Here is a 24,497-nt window from a genome sequence, read left to right on the forward strand (position 1 = left end):
TTGGTTCGCCCCGAAGGTTGCCCGCATTGAGCCCAATTCGCCGTCCAGGCCTTCCCTGTGGCCGGTGTCCTCCTGCAAGGCGCGTGTCCGCCCGATGTATGAATTGATGCGCGCGTGTTCCTGCTCACCCTTTGCCTGCTGATAGCCAGCGAGACCTGTGGCACCCGCTGATGCAGCGCTAAGCGCCAGTGTTGCTGATACTGGATCCATTACGCTTGCACCCTCTGACCTGTGGCCAGCACCCGAAATGGGCCGGGCCGACGTTTTGCCACCTGAATGAACGGGTGATCTCTGTTGCCGTAAATCGCGAAACGCCTGATCTCAGTCCGCGGCGTGGGAGGCTTGTCAAGGTCGTCACCAATCCGATACGCCTGCACCGTCTTGGTCTTGCTGTTGCAAGTGACCTCGTAGCTGAGGGTGCCCTGGACTGAGACGATGAATTGCAGGACGCGCGCGGTCAGCGTTCCGATCCGAGGACTCTCAATGCTCTCAACTGGCCAAGGCGCCAGCTCACATTCGAAATTGAAGCCGATCTGGCGTTCACCAACAACGGAAGCGCCGGGATCTACCGTGCCGTCGGGCTGAACCACGAAGTCGCCGAAATCCCACCCCTCAGCATAATAGGAGATGGTTTCACCGATCAGATGGGCCGCTGATGGGGATGAGACGATGATGGTTTCACCGTTCGCGGTGAGGTTCTGACCATTTACGGTCAGCAACTGTGCATCGGTCGTGTCATCGGTCGTGGTCGCGCAATCAAGGAATGCGTCGTCAGAAAAGCGCTCCAGAAAGCGTGATGTTGTGCCGCCGACGTCGCGGTCAACGATGGCCCAATAGCCGCCAAAAAGCGGGGCAACATTGACGAAACGGCCATTTGTGACCCACGGGGCAAAGCCCACTGCCTCATCCCTGATGCTCTGCTGCCAGGACACCGCCGCGACTGTGCCGTCTGCGTTGACCACAAACATGAATTTTTCCGCAGCTGGAGAGCGAAGAGCGGGGCCACAGAGCGCGCGCGGTGTTTTGATTAGGTGATCATGATAGGTGGTCATCCGTTTGACCGACCATTTCAGATACACGTTACCATCCAGAAATGCGGCGGAGATCCCCTCGCCCGACGCATCCACAAACATGATGCCGTCTTCGACCTTCACGGGTTTGATCTCATTGCAGCCGGTGTCATCCACCAGAACCGGGTTGAAGGTGCTAGGAGAAATCACCCCGTTGTCCCGCGCCGGCACATTGTAGACACCACTGTCCGAGAACAGGATCAGGTCACCCATATTGACGGCATGAAGCCACCGGGGCGCGCCATCGCCGACCTGCCGCAGGATTGCGTCATCATCCTTGGCGCCTACGTTCCAGTCCTCGATCCGTCGTGTAGAGGACAGGCCAACCGCGTCAGGGACTTGCGGAAAATCGAGAAACACCAGCCGCCCGGCGACCTGCCCGGCAGACCCAGGGTAGCCCCGCAACGGAGACATCAGCGGTTCATCCCAAACGGGTGAGGGAAATGGCGCTGCATCCGCCTTTGTCGTGATCACCGACGCTCCAGCAGGGCCAGACAATTCCTCGCCCACGTCTGGCCCTTCAAAGAACGTGGTGGTGACCACCTGAAGCAGGTTCCCATTGAACCCGACGATCAGCCCCTGAAAATTGGTATCATTGCCGGTCACCGCTTCGCCGACGCGAAACACGGTTGCATCGTCAACGCCGATTTCGAAGCTGGGGGGCAGCTGGCTCACCACCGTGCCCCTCAGCACTGAGGCATTCGTGCGACCGGTGATTTCGATTTCACGTGAACCGTAGCGGATGCGCTGGCCGATGTAGGCATTGGTCCAGATCGGCTTTGCAGCCCGGATGGTGATATTTCCGGTTGCAGCTGAGGGCTGGATTGGCGCGTCTTGCACATACGCCCAATACGGCTGCGCAAGCTCCCCGCCCGCAGTTTCTGTGAACGCAAAATCCGAGAACGCCCATGCGCCGTCGTCATATGAAAGGATCCAGACCCCATCGGTTCTGTGGCCTAAAACGACCTTGTTCCGAAACGGGCTGATCCAGACCTCTTTGCCGACCGTCCAAGGGACAGGAGAAACCGTGTGGACCAAGTCCGCGCGGTCATCCACGATCTCAAGAGAGTCGTCGTTGACGATAAGGCCGAACCGCAGACCGCTTTCCGGCCGGATCTCCTCGACATTTTCGGCTGTGCTGAGCATCCGTTCAAAGAAGGTGCCGGGGCGAGCCTCAGCTGTACGAGATGCCAACCCCTTCATGTTCAACGCCGACCGGACCGACTGCTGGCGCAGCTCCAGATCATCACCTTCAAGGAAATCCTCGCGGACCTCCATATAGGTGAAGCTCCGCTGCATGATTGTCTGTTTCAGCCTAGCCACGGCGACCTCTCCGGGCCAACGCGATCGGGCCTTTCTTGTAGGGCGGTTGAGCCGAGCGGGCCTTTGATGAATTGGTACGCGCCCGCTGGAAGTAGGTTTCCGCCTCTTGCTCCAGCACCGCGGCGTCTCCGTATTCTTCCTTGATCGCGCGGGAAATCACCGCCTCCAGTTTCTTCTGGACGCCCCGAGAAAAGTTGGCCGACCAGAGATCTTGCCCAGGGGCATCGACATACTCGATCACGCACCCATCAGGGCTGTTGAGATAGACATAGGCGCCATCCTGAACCCATGGGACTTCGACGCGGCCGCAGGTTGGATCTTGCAGCCAGAGGCGGCGCACGTGCAGTGCGTCGGATGGGATCAAGAAGCCGTCATCATACCCGAAGAGGCCATCTTTTCGGGTGATCAGCGTGGCCTGCTTCCTGGTGAAATAGTAGTTTCCATCCTCCAGCTCAGACTCAACGATACCCGGCCAGTTGCGGGCAAGGGTCTGAAATTCAAGAGAGCCGTCATTCTCGACAACGATCTCCTCCTGCCCTTGGGCCAAGAGCGCGGCATTCATGATTTCGAGCATGGAATATTGGTGCGACATGGGCGGATATTCCGCATCGCCTGTCGGCCACCAAATGCACAATTGCAAAAGGGGCCACCAAAAGGCAGCCCCTCGCATGATCCTCCTGACCTTTGGAGGAGTTCAGAAGTGGAGGATCAATCCTCGTCGTCGAGGATCTCCACTTCATCAAGCTTCCGCTCGATGAGTTCGATCACCTCGGAACGCTTCATCTGTTTTTGGGTTTTCACCCCCAGGTTCAGCATCATGACCTTGAGCTCCTGCATCGAAAGATCAGACAGGTCAGTTTCTACCTTCACCTTCTGCGGCTCTTGATCGGGCAGGATCCGATACATGCCACCAGATTGCCGGATGTTCTCCAAGGCTGTTTGATATGAAACCTCAAGGGCGCCAGCAGCCTTGATCGCTTTGAAGTTCTCGCGCTGTTCACTGTGGGTCGCGGCTTCCCCCTTCGCGCGCCAGTCGGGGTTGGAGCCAATTTTGACCATCTTGGGCATTGCTTAAAACTCCTTCGAAATATGGGCGCCAAACCCAATAGACGGCGACGTTCCCGACACATCCAAGTGCAGGTCGATGTACTGGAACTGCATCCGGTTTTTCTCAGACCGAGCGCGCATCACCAGCTGGTCTCCAGCAACCGTGTCCACGGTCTCAACCGGTACGGTGCCTGCATCACCGAGTTCCAATGTGTCGAGGATCACACCGTCAGAACGATCAGCCTGGTTGGACCCAATCAGGCGATAGGTATAGGATTCGTTACCTGCCGAAACCTTGCAGCTTTCGATGTTGATCACGCAGATGAAATCCGTGGCGGCCGCGCCACCTTGGTCCCACTGAACACCGATATAGCCATCAGCGGTTACAGCTGCTTCACCAAGCTCACGCTTGATAAGACCTGGGGCCGCGTCGATTGCGAACATTTTCATCGTCATCATTCTGCTCCTTATTTCACGATAGGCGCATTTGCGATGGAAGAGAGACGCAGAGCGCCGAAGGGATCCTCCACAGTCATGCCGACGTCATGCTCGATGTTTGTCCGGTACCAGACACCACCCTCGGTGAGGCCCATATCTTGGACTTCCATCGGGCTTTGTTCGATGGCGCAAACACCCGTTTCATCAAAGCGAACCGGATAGATCGAAGAAGTAGCAGCAGCGCCGCCGCCGAACCCGACCTCATTGAAGGGCAGGAATTCGCCAAACTTTGAGACGCCATATCCGGTGAAAATACGGATGCCGCGGTAATAGACCTGCTCTTCGCCAAATTCCTGCGGCTTGACCTGAATATATCCGCCAACATTGGTGTCACGCTGGGCGGCCGGGAAGCGGTCCTTGATTGCTTTTGGCATGATCAGCGCGTTACAGCCTTCGACCAAACCAATCGCACGGTCCAGCTGAGAGAGAGACAGCGCGCCGCCGCCTGAAGCCTGAGAGTTTGCAACGACACGGCTCATGTAGTTGCTGCCATCTACCGAGGCGCTACCGGTTCCAACGGGGCGCAGGCGCGCCTTGAGGCCGGTAAACTCACGCGGCTGCGACTGGTTGTCACCAAACATGAAAGTATTGGCCCAGATCGACGCCTTCTTTTTGATCTGCATCCGCTCTTCAGTGGAGCGACGGTCGGTGCCGTGACGGGCGATCAGGCGGCGATCAACATCAATGTTGCCCGCAATTGGGTAGGTTTGTTCTACCCGATCAACCAGCAGACCGTAGCCAGCGGTAGGTTCTTCGTTCAGAGCGCGAAAGCCCATATTCTCAGGAAGGGACGCTTCTTCCTGATAGCGATATGCGCCGGATGGTGCAGATTTGAAGGGGATAACGCCCATGAAATCGACTGCTTCAGGAAACAGCTCGATGGTTGCGCGGACCTTCAGATCCTCTTGCCCCTTTGCGTATTCGGGAAGGGTGTGAACAGTCATTCAGAGGTCTCCTGGTTACTTTTCGGCCTGCTGATTGGCCATTTTCAACCGCTCAAACGGAGACATGTTTTCGGTGTCTGCGCCTGTTGGTTGGGCGGGAGTAGTTGAGGGGCCGCGCGGGCGGAGCAATGTCTCAAGGGCTTTGACTCCTGCGGCGGTGGTAGTGGCGGCTTTCAAAGCGCTGGCCTGATCGGCCGGCAGTTTTGAATCGATGGCTCGGGAAATGTTTGAGATGCGAGCGTCAGCACTCGGACCCAATGATTTATGTTCAGAGATCGAGGCTGAGTAGATCTTGGAAAACTCGGTGGCCTGATATTTTGCCAGCACACTGAGCAAATCCCCGGCAGCGCTTTTGGGTAGGTTGTGCTTGTGCATCATGCCGCCCAGCTCCTCAAAAACTGGGGCAAGATCCGGATCGTCTGTCTTCAGCTCGAACTTGAAATCATCGGGCAATTCCAGTTCGCCAAAGTCGATTTCGTCGGGTACGGCGAATTCGTATCCTGTGGCATCCTCAGGAACGTCGGCCAAGGCTTCCTGATGGATGGCTTGCGCGGACGCCATCTCTTCGTAATGAGCGCCGAAACCCTCGAAGTCAGGACCGCCGTCGCCGCGAAACTGTTCAGGAATGAATGAAAAGTCAGGTTGAGCCGACGAGGGCGCCCCCGCTGGCGGATCACCGGCAGGCGGGTTTCCGGCCGGAGGATCACCCGCGGGGGCGCCCTCGTCGGCTGGTGCCAGTGTCGGTCGAATGTGCTTCCAATGCTGCATCAATTTCATCGCTCAAGATCCTCCTAAGATCGAGAGGAATAAAACTTTGAGCGTTGCTTGCAGCCAATGCACCTAGATCATTGTCCACAGGAAATGTTCGTTCTAGGGTGGATTTTTCCAGCAATTCCAGAACTATAGCACCTTCATCGGTTCGAAATACTGCACGAACCGCTTGAACGGCTTCGCTGGCAAGATCTCTGCGGCCGAGACGAAGCAGCATGTTGATGTAGTCGATGATCGGCCCAGGCTCACTGATCCTGCGTGGTAGTACCATCTGCGGGCCCCTCCTTCAATACAGTCAACTCATCACCAGAAACTCGGATATGGTTCCTAAGAGTTGCTGGAACGTCGACATACTCACCCATCGCTTCACCGAAGACTGCAAATCCGGTGTCCAGATTTGACTTCGAAACCATCACTTTGTCTTGGTTCTGGGCTTTTTGAAGCGGCGAAACCGGTTGAACTGAGATGACGTCCTCGTTGTGGGTTAGCTCGGCATCCAGCTTACCGTCATCCACAGCGATTTTTTCAACGCGCTGGATGAAGGGGAGAAAGAACTCTTTCCACAGAGGTGCAGAGGGCTTTCCGATCCGCACCTGAACCCTGCGCCGCTCGTCAATCCACTGCGACGCTGTGGGCGGGGTATCGCCGCGCTGACGCGGGCCATCTTGGTAAAACCTCTCGCGAAGACGCTCTTCCAGGCGGTCTTCAGAGAAGAACCCCATATCGAGGTTCACGCCGCGCTGAAGTTCAAAAATCTGCTCTCTGGTGAACCCTCTTGCCGCAGGATAGGCACGGCCTGCTTCAACACCCTCCGACATATCAATGAACCCGTCGTCAGCATAGATCAGCGTGTTCTTAAGGGATTGATCAAGCCCATCCAACACGGCTTCATCCACGGCATTGTAGACCCGCATATCTGGGAGTGCTTTCCAGCCAGGCCCGCGCCCCCAAGGGCGCTTTGGTTGCGGATTAAAGCGCCCGACGAGCAATGGGCAGGACCCGGCCAGCGGGCCAAGTTCGATAGCGGTAGGCGGTGAAACCCGATTTCCATCAATGGTCACTTCGCATCGCCACCTTGGGTTTCCGGGATCTTCCCAGTCGACCCAGAACCCCCAGCACACCTTGCACATCGCACCAGGCTTTTTGATCTTGTCCTTCAGCTTCGGCTGTTCCAACGAAATATCTTCCCACCCATTGAACAACGCGGGAAGTGTGGACGCGGCAACCATTTTCTCTCTGAAACGGTCCAAGATCCCGAGATGGCCTTGAACAATCAGAAGTTCGTCAGGGGGCACAGTTTCTACAAACAGAGGCTGAGCGAGATGCCCCTTTTCCACCCACATCGCGACGGTGCCATGGTTCGCCTCGAACATAACCTGAGGTGAAATGTCATTGTAGTTCGAGCCTTGGATCAGATCAAAGATCGTCTCTTCCCGCTCTGAGACCAACTCCAACACCTGCTTTGCGGCATCCTCTGGCACCGGCGCGGTGACAAGGTAATCCGTCCATCGTGTCTCTGAGGGCGTGAAGTATGTGACGAGATCAGATGCAAAGTCCGTCGCCAGTTCTTCAGGTAGAGAGATAAAGGTCTCCGGCTCGTCTTCAGTTACAGAGAAGGGTGTCCGCGAGAAGTCCTTCTCACGACCAGGGCAGATGAAGGAGTAGATCTCCTCGATCAACGGCCGCGCTGCATCCCGCCATTTCTTGGCAGCAGCGTATCGGGTACTGAATTCTTTTGTCGGTTTGAATTGTGCTGACAAGGGTTCACCGTTCCCGGTTGGGCTTGGTCACAGCCTTGGGTTGGGGTGTCGGCGTCCCGCCTGTACCGGGCCGCCCAAACATTGAGAGGGATTGCAGGCCATAGACGCCACCAAGATCTGTGGTCAGACCTTCAGCGGTGCCCTGGGCGGCGCGGCGGTTTTCCAGAAGAGAAATACGACGATCACGGGTGCGCGCCTTCCGATCCTCTGGATTTTCCTTGTTCGACTTCATGGATCACCTCTGCATTGCACTGCTGCAAAATCCGGCGAAACCCGTCTGGCGTATATGCACGTTTGCCGATCAGCGCGGCACATTGGGTGACACAGTTCATGGGACCGTGAATTGGAACCGCGAACTCGGCGGGCTCATAGGTCATCCGGTAGATGATCGAAGATCGCTGGTATCGCTCGGCGAGAAGCTGATTTACCTCGTCATGCAAGTGGGTGATTTTGAGATTGGTGAGGTGCCGTCCCGGGTCGAAGAAGAACCACGTTTCGTCAATGGTGAACCCGAATGCCTCGACGTGGCCAAAGGCGGATGACCACTTCTCGGCGCCGGTCAGCAGTTCGCGCAACGTCGCTGGCCGGTGAAACGCGAAGTAGATCTTAGCGACGTCCACGGCGAAGGCTCACTTTGCGCTTTTTCACGGGGGATGGCCGAGGTTTCTCGCGCGTCGGGTTCTGGATTAATGCGAAACCTTCGCCGCCGCCGATCAGTGCGTTCTCAACCGCCTCTGCGATGTGGGAGTATCCATTTTTGACGGGCCGTGGTGAATACATGCCGGCAACCCCTTTGATTTTGGCGTAGTGGTAACCGCCCGCCAACGCGCGCTTGACCATCAGGCAGCTCTTGTTCACCAGAAATCCGTTGCGCCTGTCGAGGACGCTTTCCACGGTGGATCGCCGTGTGTCGGGATCATTGTCCGAGGTCGACGGCAGGATTTCCATTCCCAGATTGAAGAATACGTCGCCCGCGGTGATCTCACTGGCCTGAGTTCGATCCAGCATCCGCGGATCCCCCCAGAACTCGGCACCCATGCCGGGATATTTCTGAGAGAGATGGCGGCGAACGCGGGGGGCAAAGAGTGCGGCGCTCTCGTTGTCACCGATCAGCTCTGATAGTACCCGCCAGCAGCCGTTGACGTTCTGAAGAAATGCGGCCGCAGGATCCCGGCCCCCATCCAGTCCTACGATGATGGGTAATCCCGGCACCGGTTCGTGATCCCGGTCATGGACGTGATCAACCTCCGAAAACGTTGGGTAGACGGCCTTGCCGTGAAGATGGAGGCCGACCTTGTTGAGAACGCGTCGATCAATCCAGCTTTTCTTTTTCCCTTGGATCTTCTCCATATAGGTTTCGCGCAACCATCGCTGGTTTTCGGCCAGAGGGTTCGGCTCATAAACCGGCTTGCCCTCGACCATTTTCTCCAGCAACCCGGGCGGCTGCACCAAGAACGACCAGTTTTCCGGTTTCTCGTAGGCGCGGGCTTCATCCTCGGTCATCTCAGGCGGCAGGGGAATGTCACCGCGCATGTATGGCACCCAGTGGCCTTCGACCGGGGCGTTCATGTCCATCCAGCCACCAAACCACGTCGCACCGGCGCCGTTTTTCATCGACGGGTAGCGGCCACAACGGGACAGCAGTTCATCAATCACCTCTTTCTCGGTGAACTGACCTTCGTTCTTGAAAAAACCGGTGATCTCGTAGGAGGCGCAGACCTGTTCGGCCACATCTGCATCCGGGATCGCAAGGAAAATCACCTCGCAGTCCACTTTGGTGCCGTCATTGGAAGGATGATCGCGGCGCAGATGGTGGTTCATCGGTTCCGATCGAATGAACTGGCCCCAGATATCCTCGGGAAACCAATCCAGCCATGTCTTCACCGTGGTTTCCCGCAATTCCTTGTAAGTCTCGCGGGTGATGATCCAGCGCGTACGGCGCACATTGTCGTAATCAGGCTCTTGCTCACAGGCCAGCGCCCAGATCTTGTGGCAAGAAGCCGTGGAAGTGCCGGATCCAATCGGGCCCTGCACATTACAAAAGCGGTCCCGGTTCCAGAAGAACTCATTCAGGACCGCTCCATCAGGCTCGTATAAGAAATTGCCGCGCTCTGTGACCCGTAGCATGATCCCTCCTTTGGTCAGGAGGGAAGATCACCCTTCACGCAAGCCTCTCAGATGCACCCGCAAGTTCAGCCTGTCGGAACCACAACCCCATTCACCACCGCAGCCGATCCTTCCGACAGCAAAACCCGCTCAGCATTCTCATATCGCAGCCCAAGCCAACCCATCTCAGCCTTAGCCTGGCGCGAGGTCATCGACTTCTTCCGCAACGCCGCCAGCAACACCACAGCATCCGGCCGCAACATATCCGCACCCTTTGGGGACTTCTCAGGTTTCGGTGCCACAGCACGTTTCGCAATCGGCGGCATTTTTGCCTTCACCGGAGTATCCAATCCCAGCTTTTCAGCCACCGCATCCGCAACAAACTCGGTCCGCTCACCACGCTTCGGAAAACGACGATCGACCTCCGCAATCAATTCCTCGTCCAGGCGAAATGAAAAAATTTTCGTGGGCATGTCCAAACCTCCAAGGTGTATTACAAACCCAGCTGTAAGGATCAGTTTTTGTATTACAGATGCACCGTGTAATACAGTTTGCAGCCCCATTGTATTACAAGCACCAAACAAGAGTGGGCCGCGTGAGAGGGGGTGGACTACAGCATTTCGCGCGCGCGTTTTTACCCCCCACCCCCTTATAAACAACGCCCCCCGCCCCGATCCTGTCTGACCATCATGCCCCCTGTGCAGGTGCAGAAACTTGGCTGGTACTCATCGGCGCGAGTAACCAAAGGTTCGCATTGCCTTTATTTATATAGCTATTCGCCATCTTCTGCGGGGGATTGGGTATCTCCTCCGGCCCGTATTACAACCACTTCCTGATCTGGGCGGGCGTATTCGTAGCCGGTCGGAGCCTGATTATTGACCTGAACTGCCACATTTACGGCGTTTCCTTTGCTCTCGCCCCTGAGAAACTCCACCATTCTCGCCCTTACAGCGTCTGACTTGCTGGTGTCCAAAAGTTCCCTTGCGACCTCTAAGGCTCTGGCTTTGTGTATCTTTTCGAGTTCTTCAACCTCTTGAACGTATTCTTGTTTCATTGTGAGCATGAGCGCACGGACGTGAGGTTGCTTGATTGCTTTGAAGATAGAGGACAGGGCCATACCCGAGCGCTCCGCGCATTCGGCCCATGTGTATCCTTTTCTTATCCGCATGGAGAGGACTTCACGGGTTCTTTTAGTGACCCTGCGGCGTTGCACGGGAGTTACTGGCTCTTTGGTGGCCTTGTCGATTGGTGCGGGTGTGTTCATGTGGTGAGGGTATCCACAGGGGAAGGGCTGCGCCCTATGCACTTGTGGAGGTGTTGACGTGGTGTGTGGGGGTGTTGATGATACCGGAGAGCGCGGACAGCAGGGACATAGCGAGGAGACCCGCCCTGCATCGGGCCAGATGGGCTGATCACCATTTGCCGCGCCCAATCCTTACCCTGGGCAAAGAGAAAGGGGCCTTGCGGCCCCCTGTGGTGTCTTGCTGTTGGTGTGTGTCAGGTCAGGAAGATCTTGACCACGGCCACAATAGCAAGCGTGATCGAGGCCCCCACGACCAGCGGGTAAAGCACCGTTTCGCGGTTGATTTTGGCGGTTTCCGCCATCAGCTTGGCAATCCGCGCTTGTGTCTCTGCGTTTTCCAAATCGTCGCCATTCATTGCTTGATCAGTCATATCATACCTCAGTGATGCACGACGGCCAAGCCGCCATGAGTTTCCGCCAGTTCGTCGGCATAGGCAGCGGCCACGGCGTGGCAGCTAATCCGGCGGCTTTTGTGCATGGCGAAGCTGGCCCCGCAGATGGTGTTCCGTTGCAGGTATACGCGGAAGCTCTGCCCCTGCTCTTCGATATGAACGGCGAAGGCGGCGGCGGTGTTGTACGGGCTGGGCATCAGATCATCCCCCTGCTCAAATCGCGGTTCAGTTCGCGCGCGCGGCGCAGCAGGTGGCAGATTTCGACGCGTTCAGCATATGAGAGGATCGGGCGGCCGATCTGGTAGCGGCGCATTTCCCCCGCTCGGTTCAGAAGGCTTGCGACCTTACAACGGGTTGTATTGCGAGTGATTGCCATAGGTCTGTTTTCCTTTCGTGTTGGTGGTGCCGGGGTTCCGTCCCGGCATGACCTCAATCTAGGAAACTTCTTTTCCTTTTGCAACCCTATATAGTCCGTTTAATTTCCTTATTGGGGTTGATTGCGCAATCCCTCTTTCCTATATTGAGTGCATCGGAGGCGACCGGAACTCGCCTCAATCTGAACCACGAGAGGAAAAGCCAAATGACCACCGTCAACACAGATATCGCGCCACGCGCTACCATTACCCAGCTTGTCGGGATCCGGGATCGCGCACTAAGGCGCTATGAGGCGCTGCTGAGAGAGGCACGGGAAATCAACACCCTGATTACCACACTGAACCAAGAGAGCCACAGGCTGCCGACTATCACCACCACGATTAACCGCAGCGGATACAGCAGCGATACGTCGGTTGAGAGCTACCGGAAAAGCTTGGACGCTGGTGCATGGGATCACCTTATGGACAAAACCGAGCTTCGCGACCTGATGAGCGCGAACCAAAAAGCAGATCTGCGTAAGCAACTGTCCGAAGATCCGCCAGAGTTCACACTGGAGGCAGCGATTGCCACCTTCGAAGATATGCGAGGCCGCGCAGGGGAGATATTCCGGCAGGGTCTGATTGATGTGTTTGAAGCGCTTCCCCGCGACTTCCGCAGTCACGACGGGTTCAAGATTGGCGGACGCTGCGTCATGACCGGCGCGGTTTCATGGTGGAGTGGGCGCGCAAGCTGGCAATACTGCACCTACAACGACCGACGGAGCCAACTTGGCGACCTTGACCGCACCTTTCACTGTCTGGCCGGTAAAGAATGGTCCCTTAACGCAGCTGACGTTGCCGCCAAGGCTATGAAGGATGGCGAAACCGAGGTTGAAACCGAGTTCTTCCGGCTCCGCTGGTTTCAAAATGGCAACGTTCATGTGTGGTTCATCAACAAGAACACGACCCGCGATGCCAACAAGCTTCTTGCCGAGCACTACGGCGCGAAACTTGGCAAGATGCACCTTCATCCTGACCAACGCGCCGCCTGACCCATCTGTGACGCGCCCAGCAATGGGCGCGCATCACATGGGACGGAACCCCATGAAGCCACCACGACGAAAGGCGACGACATGAAGAACTGGCACGAATTTGCATCTGAGATCGAAGACAACGACAACTCAACCAGAGCCGCACGGGCCTTGAGAGCTATCTATCCGGCCTATGACGACGACACCGCAGCTACGGCGGTACGCGACGTGCTGACCGACCTGCGGCACCTGTGTGATCTGATGGGCTGGGATTTCGCTCAAATGGATAAGGAAGCCCACCGAGGCTATCAGGTTGAACTCTCCGATTGCGGCGGTCCAGCTGTAAACCCCGCCTTTTCTTCCGCCATCGAGCGCGACCTACAATGACCCAACTTTTCGACACCGAGGAAACCCCGGAGGGCACACAGGCGCTTCTTCCCGGCGTGGAGCCCATCACCACACGGGACCGGCTGCACCGGGCCCAGGAACGCCCCTTGAGCGGAGGCAACGCGCCTTGCGACGTCGGCCTATTTGACGACTCGGCCAAACAGCTTGATATGCTGGATCTGATTTGATGGATAAGGTGCCCTGCACCCCCTCTTTCGAGGCGGAACGGGTGCAGGGCGATTGCCACGAAAGGAACGAGGCCTTGACCAATTACACGGAAATCACTGCCGAGGAAAGGTTTACCGCGCTCGACCAGATGGCAACTCAACTGTTCGGAACCGCGCGCTGGAAAACTGAATTCGCCAATCGCTATGACTTGACCCGGCAGGCAGTTGGTGAATGGAGCCGCAAGGGCGCACCGGTCTGGGCTTGTGTGGCGCTGGCCGATGCTCTGGCCGCGCAGAACTGGCAGCGGGTCCGAGACGTTGTGAACGCCGAAACGGAATAGTCACCGCCCGGAGCGGCGCCGGTTCTCCAGCCGGAAACGCTTTTGCCGCGGGCCTTGCTTTCCTCGGCTTTCGGCCACCACGCGGCGGGTGTAGGTCGGCAGGTCGCGCGGTCTCAACACCAGCTCAAACCCCAGTGAATTCGCCCACTCGATCAGGATCTGCGCGTTAGGCACCTTCGACGGCTGGTCTTTTTCCATCTTGGCGAGGTGGTCACCCGACATACCTGATACCTCCTCGACCTCGCGAATGGTCAATCCCAGCCCCTCACGGCGCGCGCGCAGGATCTCGCGGATATCGTCATATTCCGCAATATCACGGTCCAACAGGTCACGACGCTTGCCGGGATCCACCCTTGGAATTGGCTTGCCCTGGGCCAACTTGGCGCGCAGCCCGCAGCCCTGAGAGGGACACTTGCATATCGCGTGGTCCTCGGTGACGGTCTCGATATGCCAACCCGCTTCTTCCAGCGCTTTCAGAAACTTAGTGTCCATCCTGACCCGCTCGCTTGATCTCGTTGATCATGTATTTCTTGAGGTTGATGATGTGGTAGAACATGGCGCCTTGATTGCCACCTTTGCCCTGCATCGCCATGACCGCCGCGCGCTCCTCCTCGGCCACACGCTCGACCTCCTCCACAGTTGTGCAGGCGCTCAGGCGTTCCTTGATGCGGTTTGCTTCAGCGAACATCAGAACATCCTCTCCTGCCCGTCATCCAGATCCCAGAACCGGTTGGTGCCCATATCGCAGGCGACTTTGACGCTGCCGATCTCGCCCATCCGGGCCTTGCCGATGATGATTTCCGCCATGTCCTTCCACTGCGCATATTCTTCCTCCCAATCCGCCCGGTCGGATGGATCTTTGGGCGGTGTGCAACGTGGGGGTGTCAGGAAATATTGAGGCCGGAAGACGAACAGCACATTGTCAGGCGCGTTTTCCAGATCACCGGAACCCCGCAAATGGGCCAGACTGGGCCGCGCGTCCGACCATTTGTCCCATTTCTCCAGCTTGCCCAACGTCCGGTCCACCTGTGCCAGCGCCAGCACATGCACATCCAATTGTTTGGCCACGTTTTTGAGGTCGTTCGCGATCTGAGAAAGGCGCTCAAAGCTGGTTTTCTCACGTCCGCGCATCAGCTGGATGTAGTCGATGATCAGCAGCTTGAAGCCACGAAACTTGCCCTCAGGCTGCCATTTGTGCTTCAGCTTTTTACCCTCTGACAGGACGGCCGGCACATCGCGCACCCGGCCAGAGAATATTTCGAGAGGCAGGCCTTGCAGCTTCACCGCTGCCTCAACCACCTTGTCGAAAGAGGCCTGAGACATTGGTTTGTCGTAGGTGTCGTAGTTCAGGCCGCTCTCGATGCTGTTGATCCGGTTGCACAGATCCTCTTCAGGCATTTCCAAAGTGACAAACCCGACGCCATAACCCTCTTTCGCCGCTGAATGCGCGATATGCAGCGCCAGCGCGGTCTTACCCATCGAGGTTTGCCCTCCCAGGATCGTGTAGCGCTTGGGGGCCAGTGTCACCTTGTCGTCAAGCGCGCGGAGACCCGTTGGAACGCCAATCAGGTTGCCCTTCTTGATCTCGTGCAGTTGGTCGATGGAACGCATCTGGGCCTTGGAAAACGACATGGTGCGTGGATCAGCTGACGTCTCCGCCCGGTCCATCAGCAGCAGTTCCACTTCGGATGCCACGTCGTTTGCGGAGCGGCCACTCCGCAGATCACCCGATAGCTCGTCAAACCGGCCAGCCATAGTCCGACGTTGATGCATCTCGGACAGCATCAGCGCGTATTCCTTGACCGCAAAGCCACCGACAGAAGCCCCCATGAGGCTTCGCAGGTAAGCTGCGCCGCCCAGCTCCGCAAATCCGTCGTGATAGACCATATCTGCGGCCAAGGTAGTGGGCGTCACGATGTGATCGCCTTCCATCCTGCCAGCAAAATTCTGCCAGATATCGGCATGAACAGGGTCCGCGAAATGCTCTTGCTTGGTGATACCGCTGATCTCGTGGAACCGGTCATTGTTCGCCAGCAATGCGCCCAAGAGCTGCTGCTCTGCCTCGATCGACTGAACCGCCGATATCTCGTTATTCTGCTGGTTCATCCCGCCGCCTTCCGAAACTTGGAAAGCCAATAAGCGGCCACCTCATCAGGCGCCCCGTTTTCCGTCAACGAGGGTGGACAGCGGCCATCCGACAGCGCGTTCTGCTGGGCTGCGCTCAGATCCTCCCAGCGGAACCCCTGCCCGCCAGCGCGCACAAACGGCTCCCACCCTGGCTGACGCAACCACGGCAGCGGTCCCTTCAGAAATTGTGGATCCCTGACCGAGGCGATGTAGGCCTTGGTAGCCTCGTTCAGCGCGCGGGGCGATATCTTCTCAGCCTTCGGGTGCTTGCCCGTACAGGCCTGCCGGTAGACCTTGAGGCAATCAGCCTTGCCCGCCTTTCGCGCGTGGCTTGGCCAGATCTCTCCCCAGAATTCGTCAAACGCTGAATCGATATCTGCCAGATCGTTCTTAGCCTTCGGCGTTTCGGCTTTCTGATCCGTTTCATTCTCTGCTGAGAAAAGATCATCAGCCCCCCCTGGGGGTTTGGGGGTTTGTTTTATATCTGGTTTTATATCTGGTAATGGTTCGCCCTCAGGGGCAATTGTCTCTGCCCTTTTGGGCAAATGCAGTTGTACCAATTGGGCAAATGCATCAGAGCATTTCGGTAGTGCATACCACTTCGTCCGGTCGCGCGCATCGGCATTGAAATTGCCGCTGTCCAGAAGTTGCTTTTCCTCCAGCTTTTCCAGGGCCAGACGAACTTGTTTGGGCGTCAGGTACGGAAACAGGTCGCCGAATTCCTTAACACTGTTGTAGGTCCATACATTGCCGTCGCGGACATTTCGGCCTTTCACCGCATTGCGCTCACACCAGAACATGATGTTCTGAAATATCACTGCGGCATTCAGACCAACCAAACCGGCGATTTTCGGGTCAAAACTGTGCCGGCTCACTGGAAGAACCTCATACCCGATGCTGCGATTAGGTTAGCTCTTTTGTCAGTCATCGCTCGTTCCTCTCGTTCCGCCTGGGCAGGGCTTCCAACCCCGTTTGCCCAAGAATTCTCTTGCCTTGAGTGGTCCAGACTTCCCCGCCCGGCTTCAGGATTGTCACCACGAAACCTGTTGGCGTGACCCCGAGGGCGTATCGCGTGCGCCCGTCAGGAAGCTGGAAGAAATAAATGCTCAGGAACTGATCGCCCCGGATCGTTCCCACAAACCGCGCCACGGCCTCGTCCTGCTCCAGGATCGCGTAGTGCAACCCGCGCAGTAGGACGCCCGGGCAGACACCGGGGCACCGCTCCAAAGCTCTCTGCATCGCGTGTGTCGGGAGCATTAGAACAATCCCCCCACCGGCTTTGCCTGATAGCTCCGACAAAACGTCGCGCAGGCCCAATCCCATGTGGCAGCTGCATCGGCAGCGTCAGGATCATTGTCGACGTCCCAGCCCATCGCCATGCAGCGTCGGATCACGACGTCCTTGATCGCCGCCTTCTTCGCCTTGTCGGACTTCAGATGGGGGAAATCTCTTGTGGTCAGCGCCTTGCCGACGAAGTGCTTGCGGACTGTTCCGCTATGGGCAGCCTCAAACTTGACCCCACGGTTCCAGCAGACGGCCTCCACACAGCCAAACAGTTTGATCAGGAAGGCAGAGGCGTTCTTTCCCCCAATGGCCGCCTCACCCACCACCAAATCAGGCTTGTGGTGGACAATGAGGCCCTGCGTCATCTTAAGGGCTTGGGAGAGCCGTCTGCCCTGAGACCCCTCGCCCAAACTCACAGACCATGCCCTGGGGTCTGCGCCGGATGAACCGACGCAGATACCCGTTGTGCTGGCGATATCGAGTGCCAGGATCTTCATGCGACCAAACCAGAGAGGATCGCGGTGGTGCTGAGCAGCTTGGCCTTGGTTGACAGGGCCGAGAACAGATCCTTCTCAACCTGACGTGCTTTCATCCGGGCAAACTGTTCACGCTCGAAACGCTTGGCGCTCTCCAAGGCGGCAATACGCTGGGCCGGGTTGTCGGTTGCGAACCCGCTCATGCTGCGCCGCCTTGATCAAAGTCGATGGGGGTTTCGCCCTCGCCCTGCCCGAACGGAACAACCGTGTCATCACCCATGGCCTCATCGACCTCAGCGTTGAACTCGGCCGTCTCCGGGTCTTCTGGCTCGGACTGTTCAGCGGGTGCGTTGTCTGGCGCTTCTTCTGGTGCCTCGGACGGCCCTTCCAGGTTCATTTCACCCGAACCCTGACCCGCGACAAACGCTTCAACCATCGGCAAGCCTGTATTCAGAGAGCGGATGATATCCATCGCCTTGGCCTGACCATCCGCCTTGTCGTTGGTTTTCATGATCTGCCGCAGCCATGCGAACGCCTTAGAATTCAGCGACGTGCTGTCCAGAAACTGCCCAATCTGCTGCCGGGTTTCGCCAGCTGAGGACGCGCGCTTCCCATCCTCGGCGTTGAACTCAGCGATCTTGCCGATCAGTTGATCATGCTCGATATCCGGTCCGTTCATCGCGACACGGACCTTCTTTCCTTCGTCTGCCATCATGGCCTCCTACGAAACGACAGGGCACCGCGCCCCGCCTTTGAAAAACTTGAGAAATTGAGAAATGCCGCGCAGAGTGATCCCGTTTGAAACGGAGGGATTTGAATGCGTGGATTTGTAGTGTGTGGATTGCTGCTGGCTGGGTGCGTTGAACCGCAGGAAACGGAACACGGATGTCCAATTCGATACACGGAACTGGGCCGCGCCTTCACCCGCGCCTGTATCGCTGAATACGAAGCGGAAAAGGCGAGGCTGCAAGGCCGAACAGTCACCGAGTGCTATGAGACCGCAAGCGGAATGACTTGCGTTTCTGGCTGAATCCAAAGACTTGAAGTGCGCGCCGGATGTACCAGACCCGACGCGCACAGCCACATCGTCACAATGGAGAACACCGACGACATGGAACCCGAAGAGATCAAGTTTAAGGTCAGACATTTCTTCACTCCGCCCTTGTAATGTGTTCAGTCTGAACACACCTTTGATGTTCAACACCGGGAGTTAAGCCGCTGCCTCATCGCTTCTCATTTTCGCAAGATGCTCATAAGACAGGTCGATTTGTCTGCGTTGAGCTTCTGTCACGAGTTCAACGTCGCGATCTGCGGGAAAGAAGTTTCTCCGCTTCCACGTGTTGACCGTGCTCTTCGAGACATCGAAAAAACGACCGAAGGCCGCAGGGCCGCCAAAGCTGTAGATTATGTCAGATACGGTACGCATGACTCCATATAGTTTTCAAATTGAATACCAGTCAAGCCCAATCAATTTGAGGCCTACCGATCTGGGGCCTCGAAGGCAGTATGCCGACATGTCAGATCACACCACACCACCCCGCAAGTTACAGCAGGTCGATAGAGACGCGTTCCGACTGCGATTGAACTATATCCGGGAGCGTACAGGCCTGTCGGGTAAGGATTTTGCCGAGTCGATCGGCATATCAAAATCCAACTACTCACAGGTCGAAAAAGGAAACCGGATGTTAACCGTCGATCAGATCTACAATATTTTTGTGATCTATGGTGTTCCTATGGAATACTTGATCGCAGGTCAGGAGACAAACCTACCCGAAAAGTTCAGAATCAATCTCTAGGGGGCTTCTGAGTGCAGTTGCCCGCCAGCAATATTCGGTAGACACGCTCCAGCGGCAAGCCTCGCTGTAACGCCCTCAAGAGCAAGTCAATTTTCTCACACTCAGTCATAAGAATCCCCAGGGTAAATTCATTTCATCTACAGATAGAACTCGGAAACCATAACGCACGTATTCTATTTGAATACTTTTTTCTTGACGGTGTTCAAAATGAATACTAACTTGACCTCAACACACGAGGTGAAGCATGGCGAACACAACCAAAGACAACGGAGGCAGCCCTGTACTGGCGGTGACCAATGGTCCGCTGGTTGAGGACTGCCTCTGCCCACACTGCCAAGACACTGGCCTGACCTACGAGGGCAACGGCCACCGGATGATCGGCTACCCGTTTGCGGAAAAGCACGTCTCCGTTTCCTGCTCATGCGCGATCGGTCAGCTTCTGGACGCTCTGGAACCCGGCGCCATTGAACGTGAACGTGAGGCCATCGCTATTGCAGATGACCTGATGCGGGAGGCAACGGCATGAGCGCTCACACCTCAATCATCGAGCAAGCCCGTCAACTGGCGGCAGGCCCAGAGGCCATCGAACTGGCTGAACAGGCTGGCTACATCGACGGATTTCAGTCGGGCATCCGGTCAGAGCGCCGCTACGAGAAGATCAAAGACGTTGGCGATACCGTCGCTTGGAGTGCTCTCGCTTTCTGCGCTGGCCTCGCTGTTGGCCTGCTGATCCTGGCCCCACCTTTCTAATCACTCCCCGCGCTACCCGAGGGCCCCCATCCCTGCCTCTTAGCGCGCAACTCGGCGGGCGGTTCGCCACCCACTCACGGAACGGCACTTTTGCCGCCCGCCACCTTTCTTTTGCGAGGACGATATGACCGAAACGACAACCACCGAACTGACGAAGATCCCCGAGAAAGCTCAGATCCCCCAGTATTTTGGCAAGGAAGGTGGGATTGAGGAGCTCGTGACGCTCATCGAGACAGAGGTTTCTGCTGTCCACTGTGACTACTCAACCGACAAAGGACGCAAGGCTGCCCGAAGCTTGGCGGCGAAGGTGTCACGGTCAAAGACGCTGATCGATGCTGTCGGAAAGGAGATGACAGAGGACTGGCGTGAAAAGACCAAGAAGGTGAACGATCAACGCAAGGTAGCCACCAGTCGCCTTGACGAGTTGCGGGACAAAATCAAAGCGCCGGCCGACGAATTTGAGGCAAAAGAAGCCGAGCGGGTTAAGGCTCATATGCTGGCTTTGGACAAGTTTTCACTTGAGGCTCTCTCCTCTCACGACAGTTCAGCTGAGTTGCAGGCCAAGATCGACCTTATCGAAGCCACTGAGATCAGCTCCGACTGGGAAGAATTCGAAGGTGATGCGCGCCAGCAAAAGGCCGCTGCACTGGACAAGTATCGTGATGATCTGGCCATTGCTCAGGCCCGCGAGGCTCAGGAAGCCGAACTTGAGCAGCTGCGCGCCGAAAAGGCCGAACGCGAACGCAAAGAGGCCGAGGAACAAGCGGCCCGTCAGCGTGAGCAGGAAGAGCGTGAAGCCAAAGATCGTGCTCATGAAGAAGCCGAACGCGCGCGGATTGCAGCTGAGAAACGAGCCGAACAGGAAAAAGCCGATGCCGAAGCGCGCCATCAGCAGGAACTGAAAGAGGCTAAGGATGCCGCGGATAAAGCTGCGGCCGCCGAACGCAAGCGGATCGAGGACGAGAAGCGCGCCGCCGAAGAAGCCGAGGCGCAGCGCAAGGCTGACGCCGACCACCGCAAAGCGATTACTGCGGAAATCGTGGCTTCAATCACCAAGGTTCAGCCCCGCTCCTACGAACATCTGATTGAATTGATGATCGACGGCAAGATCCCCCATGTGAAGGTGGCGGTCTGATGACCTTCGATGTTCGCACACTGGCTCCAGGCGAATTAATAAGGGAACCCGGTTTCTACAATATTCCCTTGGATGTGCACCATGGTCAGCCTTGCGATGGCCCTAGCGTCACCAGCGGCATTTTGCGCCGTATGGAGCTGGAATACCCAGGTGATGTGTGGGCATTCCACCAGTTGAACAAAGAGCGGATCTGGGAGAGGGAGGACACAGACGCTCTGCGCCTTGGTCGCGCTATGGCAGCCTATGTGGAGGGCGGAGAGGATGAGGTGGATCGTCACTTTTATGTTCTCCCAGATAACCGCCCCAACCGCCCGACCCGCGCTCAGCTGACTGCCATCAAAGAAGGGCGTGGAAGCCAGTCAGGCAATCGCTCCGTCGCTTTCTGGCGCGAGGTGGATCAAGACCCTCGTGACAAGATAACCGAAAATCAAATGCAGATGATCCGCGACATGGGCAAGGCCCTCGCCATCGATCCAATGGCGGTTTCGCTTCTGGGAGGAATGCCAGAGATTACGATGGCTTGGAAGGATCCGGCGACTGATCTTTGGTGTCTCGCCCGTCCCGATCAGGTCTCAGAAGATGGCTACGCAGGCGACTATAAGAAGATCAGCCCTCAAGGTGCGCCCTTCGACAAAGATCTCTGCTATCGCGCGATCCGCAAGCACCGCTACGACATGCAGATGGGCTTTGCCCATGAAGGGTACGAGGTCCTGACCGGCAACCAGCCTGAGGCAGTGGGTCTCATATTTCAGTCAGACCGACGGCCACACTTTTGTATCCCAGTCGAGATCCCTGAGGAGGAGGTGTCGATTGGCCGTTTTTACAATCACAAAAACCTCCGTCGTTTTCGCGAATGTCTGGACAGCGGCCACTGGCAGGAACCCGGGGAACACCCAGGCATCTTCCGTTGGTCGGATGATGAGCGCGAGAGAATTCTCGAAGAGATGAACACAGCAGGAACAGCACCATGAACGACAAACCATTGACCAACACCGCCCCTATTGAAGAGCGCATCGAAGGGTCGTTCGACAAAAGCGCGATGGCTCTCACAGAGGTTTCCAGCAGTGTCGGTGGATTGACCTTTAAGGATATGGGTCAAGTCATGGAGTTCTCTAAACTTATGTCCGTCTCTCGCCAAGCCGTTCCAAAACACCTGCGCGGTCAGCCGGGCGCCTGCATGGCCGTTTCGTTGCAGGCCCTTAACTGGCGTATGGACCCGTTTGCCGTCGCAAACAAATCCTATTCGGTCAATGATCGCATCGTCTACGAGGCTCAGTTGATCCAAGCGGTGATTGAGCAACGTGCGCCGATCAAAGGGCGCCTCAAGGGTGATTTCATTGGCGAAGGCGCAAAGCGACAGTGTCGCCTTTGGTGTCTGTCAGAAGAAGATGGCGAGCGGATCGAGTACACTTCCCCTGAGATCGGCAGCATCACCACCAAGAATAGCCCGCTCTGGAAGTCCGACCCTGATCAGCAGCTTTGGTATTACAGCGCTCGCGCCATGTGCCGACGCCATTTCCCAGATGTGCTTTTGGGTGTCTACGAGAAAGAGGAAATTGCCCACGCACCTGAGCTCCGGGACGTGACACCTAAGGAGGGCGGGTTTGCTGCGCGCGCCCAGGCCGCGCGCCGTCAGGACAGTCCTCCCGAAGAAAATCACGACACCCAAGGCAAACCCCTCGACGGCGAAATCCTCCCCGCCGATGAGGATGCGGCCCCTGTCGAGCAGGAGCAGCAGGAGGACGGTGGCACCACAGAGAGAACGTTTGAACACGACGAAGGTGCCACCGCCTTCACCCAAGGCAAGACCGCCTCAGATTGCCCGCACGAGGACGATCCTCAGCGGACCAATTGGATGGCTGGCTGGAACGAGGCCTACAACGCAGCTGAACAGGAAGGCGGTGAAGCATGAGCGATCCTACTGAAACTCATATTGAACTGGAGCAACAGCGGCGCCGAGACGAACGCACACACGAGTTGCGTATGACGGGTGTAATTGCAATCACAATCCTACTGTCGCTACTCCTGATGGGCTCGTGCGCTCAGAATATCTGGAGCTGAACTATGAGCGGCTTCATCACCCCGGAACAGGCCCGAAAGCTGGCCTGTCCCCTCGCCCGCGTCCACGGTGACGGGGATCAAGGCAAATGCCGTGCGGAAAAGTGCATCATTTGGCGTTGGTTGCCTCACTCCGCAGAAGATCCGCGGTTCCTCAGCGCCATCAAGCGCGAGGAAGCCGTGCTGGCCCAGCTGAAAGCGGACGAGACCGGACAGAAGGCCAAGCCTCAGCACCTGTACCACAAGAAGGCCGTGGCAAATGTCATGCGTGATCCTGAGGCCTACGGGGTGGAGGTGGAGTCTCAGCATGGATACTGCGGCTTAGGCGGGAGACCGGAGCAGTGACCCAGCGCGGCATGTCAGACGAGCAGTTGCTCAATGCGCTGCATCTGCGGGACCATGACGGCCTGACCTGTGGAGAACTCGCACAACGGTTCAGGGTTTCTCGTGGTTCTATGATCGGTGCGATGTATCGCATCGACCAAGACACTGACAGGAGCGATCCAGACGGCAACAAAAACGGCGGCATGAAGCCGAAGTGGTGGAAGCGATGATCCAGCACCGCCCCCATCTTCTCCCAAAGATCCGTTCTGAGGGTATCATGGATGCCGCAGAAGGTGCGCCTTGCACCCTTCGGATTGCGTCGTTCGTTCCCGGCCGCAGATGTGCCGGCCATGAGACCACAGTCGGCTGTCACCTCCCGATTTGGGGCAAGGGCAAAAGCACCAAGGTCACAGACATGGGGGTCGCTTTCGGCTGTTCCGCCTGCCACGCAATCATCGACGGTGTTGATCAGGAAGCGCTTCGCTATCTGGAGAAGAAGTTTGGCGCCGCGATGATGACCCGGATGCTCCACGGGCTCACCGAAACCCACGCGCTGCTGATCGACCATGGCGTGATCGTCATCCCTGATGCGGTGATCGTATGAGTGATCTGCCCGAACTGTTTCGAGAGATGGCCAGGGCCCTGCCCTACGCTCTCGCCATTTGTATCGCCGCCGCTCTGATCGTCGCCGCGTCAGCCGCAGCATCTTACTTTTAAACCCGCCCTGGCCTTGATCCGTGAGTGAGCCAGGGCGGGAGAAAGGGGCCGATGTGCCCCCCCTTTGATGGAGAGAGATATGCCCAACGGAGACGGAATAACAAACTTTCACTGGCTTGAACACGCAACGGGCAATGGCGTTGCATGGTCCATGATCGGCATCCCAGCTGCTCTGGCGTGGGTCGCAGCTGCGCTCTGCTGGTTCCTTGAGCCGCGAATTGCCGCCGAGGTCTCACCTCTGGCGTGGGCGATGTGGGCCGCGCTTGGCTGGTATGGACTGCTGTTCATTATCTTTGGCGGCTGGCTGGCCCTGCTTGCCATCGCCGCAGCCCATTAA

General features: G+C 57.1%; 38 protein-coding genes. 14 read left to right on the top strand and 24 right to left on the bottom strand.

Features of this window, described 5'->3' with window-relative positions:
* Positions 1 to 209: 209 nt before the first annotated feature.
* From VWY34_RS14185 to VWY34_RS14250, 14 genes are all read right to left on the bottom strand, one after another.
* Complete coding sequence (locus VWY34_RS14185) at positions 210 to 2,393, bottom strand: hypothetical protein (RefSeq protein WP_416551552.1); 2,184 nt, start codon at positions 2,391 to 2,393, stop codon at positions 210 to 212.
* The gene (locus tag VWY34_RS14190) at positions 2,386 to 2,955 is read right to left on the bottom strand and encodes a hypothetical protein (protein WP_416558554.1); all 570 of its coding nucleotides are present in this window, start codon (positions 2,953 to 2,955) and stop codon (positions 2,386 to 2,388) included. Before VWY34_RS14190 ends, VWY34_RS14185 begins: the two co-directional genes overlap by 8 nt.
* A gap of 146 nt (positions 2,956 to 3,101) precedes the next feature.
* Positions 3,102 to 3,461 carry a hypothetical protein gene (locus tag VWY34_RS14195; RefSeq protein WP_416551548.1) on the bottom strand — a complete coding sequence of 120 codons (360 nt, stop codon included), beginning with the start codon at positions 3,459 to 3,461 and terminating at the stop codon, positions 3,102 to 3,104.
* 3 nt (positions 3,462 to 3,464) lie between these two features.
* Positions 3,465 to 3,896, bottom strand: coding sequence for a hypothetical protein (locus VWY34_RS14200; RefSeq protein ID WP_416551546.1), 432 nt, complete (start codon positions 3,894 to 3,896; stop codon positions 3,465 to 3,467).
* An 11-nt stretch (positions 3,897 to 3,907) separates the two neighbouring features.
* Complete coding sequence (locus VWY34_RS14205; protein WP_416551544.1) at positions 3,908 to 4,882, bottom strand: major capsid protein; 975 nt, start codon at positions 4,880 to 4,882, stop codon at positions 3,908 to 3,910.
* Between the two features lie 15 nt (positions 4,883 to 4,897).
* Positions 4,898 to 5,659: a hypothetical protein gene (locus VWY34_RS14210; RefSeq protein WP_416551542.1), complete on the bottom strand. Its 762-nt coding sequence runs from the start codon at positions 5,657 to 5,659 to the stop codon at positions 4,898 to 4,900.
* A complete protein-coding gene (locus VWY34_RS14215) occupies positions 5,586 to 5,924 on the bottom strand; it encodes a hypothetical protein (RefSeq protein ID WP_416551540.1) in 339 nt (112 codons plus the stop codon). The genes VWY34_RS14210 and VWY34_RS14215 overlap by 74 nt, the downstream gene beginning before the upstream one ends.
* A complete protein-coding gene (locus tag VWY34_RS14220) occupies positions 5,899 to 7,413 on the bottom strand; it encodes a portal protein (RefSeq protein ID WP_416551538.1) in 1,515 nt (504 codons plus the stop codon). The genes VWY34_RS14215 and VWY34_RS14220 overlap by 26 nt, the downstream gene beginning before the upstream one ends.
* A gap of 182 nt (positions 7,414 to 7,595) precedes the next feature.
* A complete protein-coding gene (locus VWY34_RS14225) occupies positions 7,596 to 8,033 on the bottom strand; it encodes a hypothetical protein (protein ID WP_416551536.1) in 438 nt (145 codons plus the stop codon).
* Entirely contained in the window at positions 8,020 to 9,540 is a 1,521-nt protein-coding gene (locus tag VWY34_RS14230) for a hypothetical protein (RefSeq protein ID WP_416551534.1), read from the bottom strand. The genes VWY34_RS14225 and VWY34_RS14230 overlap by 14 nt, the downstream gene beginning before the upstream one ends.
* A 65-nt stretch (positions 9,541 to 9,605) precedes the next feature.
* Positions 9,606 to 9,998: a ribbon-helix-helix domain-containing protein gene (locus tag VWY34_RS14235; protein ID WP_416558555.1), complete on the bottom strand. Its 393-nt coding sequence runs from the start codon at positions 9,996 to 9,998 to the stop codon at positions 9,606 to 9,608.
* A gap of 293 nt (positions 9,999 to 10,291) precedes the next feature.
* Positions 10,292 to 10,582 carry a hypothetical protein gene (locus VWY34_RS14240; RefSeq protein WP_416558556.1) on the bottom strand — a complete coding sequence of 97 codons (291 nt, stop codon included), beginning with the start codon at positions 10,580 to 10,582 and terminating at the stop codon, positions 10,292 to 10,294.
* Positions 10,583 to 11,016: 434 nt separating this feature from the next.
* Positions 11,017 to 11,193 carry a hypothetical protein gene (locus VWY34_RS14245; protein WP_416551528.1) on the bottom strand — a complete coding sequence of 59 codons (177 nt, stop codon included), beginning with the start codon at positions 11,191 to 11,193 and terminating at the stop codon, positions 11,017 to 11,019.
* A gap of 8 nt (positions 11,194 to 11,201) precedes the next feature.
* Positions 11,202 to 11,411, bottom strand: a complete 210-nt coding sequence (locus VWY34_RS14250; protein WP_416551526.1) for a hypothetical protein — start codon at positions 11,409 to 11,411, stop codon at positions 11,202 to 11,204.
* A 383-nt stretch (positions 11,412 to 11,794) separates the two neighbouring features.
* On the opposite strand from VWY34_RS14250, the gene VWY34_RS14255 reads away from it, so the two are divergent.
* The 4 genes from VWY34_RS14255 (at position 11,795) to VWY34_RS14270 (ending at position 13,493) form a co-directional block, all read left to right on the top strand.
* Entirely contained in the window at positions 11,795 to 12,619 is an 825-nt protein-coding gene (locus VWY34_RS14255; RefSeq protein WP_416551524.1) for a DUF4942 domain-containing protein, read from the top strand.
* An 81-nt stretch (positions 12,620 to 12,700) separates the two neighbouring features.
* Positions 12,701 to 12,985, top strand: a complete 285-nt coding sequence (locus VWY34_RS14260; RefSeq protein ID WP_416551522.1) for a hypothetical protein — start codon at positions 12,701 to 12,703, stop codon at positions 12,983 to 12,985.
* Positions 12,982 to 13,173: a hypothetical protein gene (locus VWY34_RS14265; protein WP_416551520.1), complete on the top strand. Its 192-nt coding sequence runs from the start codon at positions 12,982 to 12,984 to the stop codon at positions 13,171 to 13,173. The genes VWY34_RS14260 and VWY34_RS14265 overlap by 4 nt, the downstream gene beginning before the upstream one ends.
* The gene (locus tag VWY34_RS14270) at positions 13,173 to 13,493 is read left to right on the top strand and encodes a hypothetical protein (RefSeq protein ID WP_416551518.1); all 321 of its coding nucleotides are present in this window, start codon (positions 13,173 to 13,175) and stop codon (positions 13,491 to 13,493) included. The genes VWY34_RS14265 and VWY34_RS14270 overlap by 1 nt, the downstream gene beginning before the upstream one ends.
* Here the strand turns inward: VWY34_RS14270 and VWY34_RS14275 are convergent, their stop codons facing one another.
* From VWY34_RS14275 to VWY34_RS14320, 10 genes are all read right to left on the bottom strand, one after another.
* The gene (locus VWY34_RS14275; protein WP_317959833.1) at positions 13,494 to 13,985 is read right to left on the bottom strand and encodes a helix-turn-helix domain-containing protein; all 492 of its coding nucleotides are present in this window, start codon (positions 13,983 to 13,985) and stop codon (positions 13,494 to 13,496) included.
* Positions 13,975 to 14,181: a hypothetical protein gene (locus VWY34_RS14280; protein WP_317959832.1), complete on the bottom strand. Its 207-nt coding sequence runs from the start codon at positions 14,179 to 14,181 to the stop codon at positions 13,975 to 13,977. The genes VWY34_RS14275 and VWY34_RS14280 overlap by 11 nt, the downstream gene beginning before the upstream one ends.
* On the bottom strand, positions 14,181 to 15,599 hold the full coding sequence (locus VWY34_RS14285) for a DnaB-like helicase C-terminal domain-containing protein (protein ID WP_416551515.1): 1,419 nt from the start codon (positions 15,597 to 15,599) through the stop codon (positions 14,181 to 14,183). The genes VWY34_RS14280 and VWY34_RS14285 overlap by 1 nt, the downstream gene beginning before the upstream one ends.
* Positions 15,596 to 16,495, bottom strand: a complete 900-nt coding sequence (locus tag VWY34_RS14290; RefSeq protein ID WP_416551513.1) for a hypothetical protein — start codon at positions 16,493 to 16,495, stop codon at positions 15,596 to 15,598. The genes VWY34_RS14285 and VWY34_RS14290 overlap by 4 nt, the downstream gene beginning before the upstream one ends.
* Positions 16,496 to 16,544: 49 nt before the next feature.
* The gene (locus VWY34_RS14295; protein WP_416551511.1) at positions 16,545 to 16,877 is read right to left on the bottom strand and encodes a hypothetical protein; all 333 of its coding nucleotides are present in this window, start codon (positions 16,875 to 16,877) and stop codon (positions 16,545 to 16,547) included.
* Positions 16,877 to 17,401, bottom strand: coding sequence for a hypothetical protein (locus tag VWY34_RS14300; RefSeq protein ID WP_416551509.1), 525 nt, complete (start codon positions 17,399 to 17,401; stop codon positions 16,877 to 16,879). Before VWY34_RS14300 ends, VWY34_RS14295 begins: the two co-directional genes overlap by 1 nt.
* Positions 17,398 to 17,583, bottom strand: coding sequence for a hypothetical protein (locus VWY34_RS14305; RefSeq protein WP_416551507.1), 186 nt, complete (start codon positions 17,581 to 17,583; stop codon positions 17,398 to 17,400). Before VWY34_RS14305 ends, VWY34_RS14300 begins: the two co-directional genes overlap by 4 nt.
* Positions 17,580 to 18,092, bottom strand: coding sequence for a hypothetical protein (locus tag VWY34_RS14310; protein WP_416551505.1), 513 nt, complete (start codon positions 18,090 to 18,092; stop codon positions 17,580 to 17,582). The genes VWY34_RS14305 and VWY34_RS14310 overlap by 4 nt, the downstream gene beginning before the upstream one ends.
* A 9-nt stretch (positions 18,093 to 18,101) precedes the next feature.
* A complete protein-coding gene (locus VWY34_RS14315) occupies positions 18,102 to 18,527 on the bottom strand; it encodes a hypothetical protein (RefSeq protein WP_416551503.1) in 426 nt (141 codons plus the stop codon).
* Between the two features lie 63 nt (positions 18,528 to 18,590).
* Positions 18,591 to 18,806, bottom strand: coding sequence for a helix-turn-helix domain-containing protein (locus VWY34_RS14320; protein WP_416551501.1), 216 nt, complete (start codon positions 18,804 to 18,806; stop codon positions 18,591 to 18,593).
* 88 nt (positions 18,807 to 18,894) lie between these two features.
* On the opposite strand from VWY34_RS14320, the gene VWY34_RS14325 reads away from it, so the two are divergent.
* From VWY34_RS14325 to VWY34_RS14370, 10 genes are all read left to right on the top strand, one after another.
* The gene (locus VWY34_RS14325; protein WP_416558557.1) at positions 18,895 to 19,176 is read left to right on the top strand and encodes a helix-turn-helix domain-containing protein; all 282 of its coding nucleotides are present in this window, start codon (positions 18,895 to 18,897) and stop codon (positions 19,174 to 19,176) included.
* A 244-nt stretch (positions 19,177 to 19,420) separates the two neighbouring features.
* Positions 19,421 to 19,702 carry a hypothetical protein gene (locus tag VWY34_RS14330; protein ID WP_416551497.1) on the top strand — a complete coding sequence of 94 codons (282 nt, stop codon included), beginning with the start codon at positions 19,421 to 19,423 and terminating at the stop codon, positions 19,700 to 19,702.
* Positions 19,699 to 19,926 carry a hypothetical protein gene (locus VWY34_RS14335; RefSeq protein WP_416551495.1) on the top strand — a complete coding sequence of 76 codons (228 nt, stop codon included), beginning with the start codon at positions 19,699 to 19,701 and terminating at the stop codon, positions 19,924 to 19,926. The genes VWY34_RS14330 and VWY34_RS14335 overlap by 4 nt, the downstream gene beginning before the upstream one ends.
* 124 nt (positions 19,927 to 20,050) lie before the next feature.
* On the top strand, positions 20,051 to 21,061 hold the full coding sequence (locus VWY34_RS14340; RefSeq protein ID WP_416551493.1) for a hypothetical protein: 1,011 nt from the start codon (positions 20,051 to 20,053) through the stop codon (positions 21,059 to 21,061).
* Positions 21,061 to 22,032, top strand: coding sequence for a PD-(D/E)XK nuclease-like domain-containing protein (locus VWY34_RS14345; protein WP_416551491.1), 972 nt, complete (start codon positions 21,061 to 21,063; stop codon positions 22,030 to 22,032). Before VWY34_RS14340 ends, VWY34_RS14345 begins: the two co-directional genes overlap by 1 nt.
* The gene (locus tag VWY34_RS14350; RefSeq protein ID WP_416551489.1) at positions 22,029 to 22,973 is read left to right on the top strand and encodes an Rmf/CrpP family protein; all 945 of its coding nucleotides are present in this window, start codon (positions 22,029 to 22,031) and stop codon (positions 22,971 to 22,973) included. The genes VWY34_RS14345 and VWY34_RS14350 overlap by 4 nt, the downstream gene beginning before the upstream one ends.
* Before the next feature lie 152 nt (positions 22,974 to 23,125).
* Positions 23,126 to 23,464 (top strand): hypothetical protein, encoded by a 339-nt coding sequence (locus tag VWY34_RS14355; RefSeq protein WP_416551488.1) that lies wholly within the window; start codon positions 23,126 to 23,128, stop codon positions 23,462 to 23,464.
* Complete coding sequence (locus VWY34_RS14360; RefSeq protein WP_416551486.1) at positions 23,461 to 23,673, top strand: hypothetical protein; 213 nt, start codon at positions 23,461 to 23,463, stop codon at positions 23,671 to 23,673. Before VWY34_RS14355 ends, VWY34_RS14360 begins: the two co-directional genes overlap by 4 nt.
* 47 nt (positions 23,674 to 23,720) lie before the next feature.
* Positions 23,721 to 24,047: a nuclease domain-containing protein gene (locus tag VWY34_RS14365; protein ID WP_416558558.1), complete on the top strand. Its 327-nt coding sequence runs from the start codon at positions 23,721 to 23,723 to the stop codon at positions 24,045 to 24,047.
* Between the two features lie 264 nt (positions 24,048 to 24,311).
* A complete protein-coding gene (locus tag VWY34_RS14370; RefSeq protein WP_416558559.1) occupies positions 24,312 to 24,497 on the top strand; it encodes a hypothetical protein in 186 nt (61 codons plus the stop codon).

This window comes from Phaeobacter sp. JH20_02 (assembly GCF_048056915.1).
GTDB classification, from domain to species: Bacteria; Pseudomonadota; Alphaproteobacteria; order Rhodobacterales; family Rhodobacteraceae; genus Phaeobacter; species Phaeobacter bryozoorum.

Coding starts and splice junctions, on each gene's coding strand:
- VWY34_RS14190 (WP_416558554.1), bottom strand. CDS start 2,955: ATGAATGCCGCGCTCTTGGCCCAAGGGCAGGAGGAGATCGTTGTCGAG.
- VWY34_RS14195 (WP_416551548.1), bottom strand. CDS start 3,461: ATGCCCAAGATGGTCAAAATTGGCTCCAACCCCGACTGGCGCGCGAAG.
- VWY34_RS14200 (WP_416551546.1), bottom strand. CDS start 3,896: ATGACGATGAAAATGTTCGCAATCGACGCGGCCCCAGGTCTTATCAAG.
- VWY34_RS14205 (WP_416551544.1), bottom strand. CDS start 4,882: ATGACTGTTCACACCCTTCCCGAATACGCAAAGGGGCAAGAGGATCTG.
- VWY34_RS14210 (WP_416551542.1), bottom strand. CDS start 5,659: ATGAAATTGATGCAGCATTGGAAGCACATTCGACCGACACTGGCACCA.
- VWY34_RS14215 (WP_416551540.1), bottom strand. CDS start 5,924: ATGGTACTACCACGCAGGATCAGTGAGCCTGGGCCGATCATCGACTAC.
- VWY34_RS14230 (WP_416551534.1), bottom strand. CDS start 9,540: ATGCTACGGGTCACAGAGCGCGGCAATTTCTTATACGAGCCTGATGGA.
- VWY34_RS14240 (WP_416558556.1), bottom strand. CDS start 10,582: ATGCTCACAATGAAACAAGAATACGTTCAAGAGGTTGAAGAACTCGAA.
- VWY34_RS14245 (WP_416551528.1), bottom strand. CDS start 11,193: ATGACTGATCAAGCAATGAATGGCGACGATTTGGAAAACGCAGAGACA.
- VWY34_RS14250 (WP_416551526.1), bottom strand. CDS start 11,411: ATGCCCAGCCCGTACAACACCGCCGCCGCCTTCGCCGTTCATATCGAA.
- VWY34_RS14255 (WP_416551524.1), top strand. CDS start 11,795: ATGACCACCGTCAACACAGATATCGCGCCACGCGCTACCATTACCCAG.
- VWY34_RS14260 (WP_416551522.1), top strand. CDS start 12,701: ATGAAGAACTGGCACGAATTTGCATCTGAGATCGAAGACAACGACAAC.
- VWY34_RS14265 (WP_416551520.1), top strand. CDS start 12,982: ATGACCCAACTTTTCGACACCGAGGAAACCCCGGAGGGCACACAGGCG.
- VWY34_RS14270 (WP_416551518.1), top strand. CDS start 13,173: ATGGATAAGGTGCCCTGCACCCCCTCTTTCGAGGCGGAACGGGTGCAG.
- VWY34_RS14275 (WP_317959833.1), bottom strand. CDS start 13,985: ATGGACACTAAGTTTCTGAAAGCGCTGGAAGAAGCGGGTTGGCATATC.
- VWY34_RS14280 (WP_317959832.1), bottom strand. CDS start 14,181: ATGTTCGCTGAAGCAAACCGCATCAAGGAACGCCTGAGCGCCTGCACA.
- VWY34_RS14285 (WP_416551515.1), bottom strand. CDS start 15,599: ATGAACCAGCAGAATAACGAGATATCGGCGGTTCAGTCGATCGAGGCA.
- VWY34_RS14295 (WP_416551511.1), bottom strand. CDS start 16,877: ATGCTCCCGACACACGCGATGCAGAGAGCTTTGGAGCGGTGCCCCGGT.
- VWY34_RS14300 (WP_416551509.1), bottom strand. CDS start 17,401: ATGAAGATCCTGGCACTCGATATCGCCAGCACAACGGGTATCTGCGTC.
- VWY34_RS14305 (WP_416551507.1), bottom strand. CDS start 17,583: ATGAGCGGGTTCGCAACCGACAACCCGGCCCAGCGTATTGCCGCCTTG.
- VWY34_RS14310 (WP_416551505.1), bottom strand. CDS start 18,092: ATGGCAGACGAAGGAAAGAAGGTCCGTGTCGCGATGAACGGACCGGAT.
- VWY34_RS14315 (WP_416551503.1), bottom strand. CDS start 18,527: ATGTCTGACCTTAAACTTGATCTCTTCGGGTTCCATGTCGTCGGTGTT.
- VWY34_RS14320 (WP_416551501.1), bottom strand. CDS start 18,806: ATGCGTACCGTATCTGACATAATCTACAGCTTTGGCGGCCCTGCGGCC.
- VWY34_RS14325 (WP_416558557.1), top strand. CDS start 18,895: ATGTCAGATCACACCACACCACCCCGCAAGTTACAGCAGGTCGATAGA.
- VWY34_RS14330 (WP_416551497.1), top strand. CDS start 19,421: ATGGCGAACACAACCAAAGACAACGGAGGCAGCCCTGTACTGGCGGTG.
- VWY34_RS14335 (WP_416551495.1), top strand. CDS start 19,699: ATGAGCGCTCACACCTCAATCATCGAGCAAGCCCGTCAACTGGCGGCA.
- VWY34_RS14340 (WP_416551493.1), top strand. CDS start 20,051: ATGACCGAAACGACAACCACCGAACTGACGAAGATCCCCGAGAAAGCT.
- VWY34_RS14345 (WP_416551491.1), top strand. CDS start 21,061: ATGACCTTCGATGTTCGCACACTGGCTCCAGGCGAATTAATAAGGGAA.
- VWY34_RS14350 (WP_416551489.1), top strand. CDS start 22,029: ATGAACGACAAACCATTGACCAACACCGCCCCTATTGAAGAGCGCATC.
- VWY34_RS14355 (WP_416551488.1), top strand. CDS start 23,126: ATGAGCGGCTTCATCACCCCGGAACAGGCCCGAAAGCTGGCCTGTCCC.
- VWY34_RS14365 (WP_416558558.1), top strand. CDS start 23,721: ATGGATGCCGCAGAAGGTGCGCCTTGCACCCTTCGGATTGCGTCGTTC.
- VWY34_RS14370 (WP_416558559.1), top strand. CDS start 24,312: ATGATCGGCATCCCAGCTGCTCTGGCGTGGGTCGCAGCTGCGCTCTGC.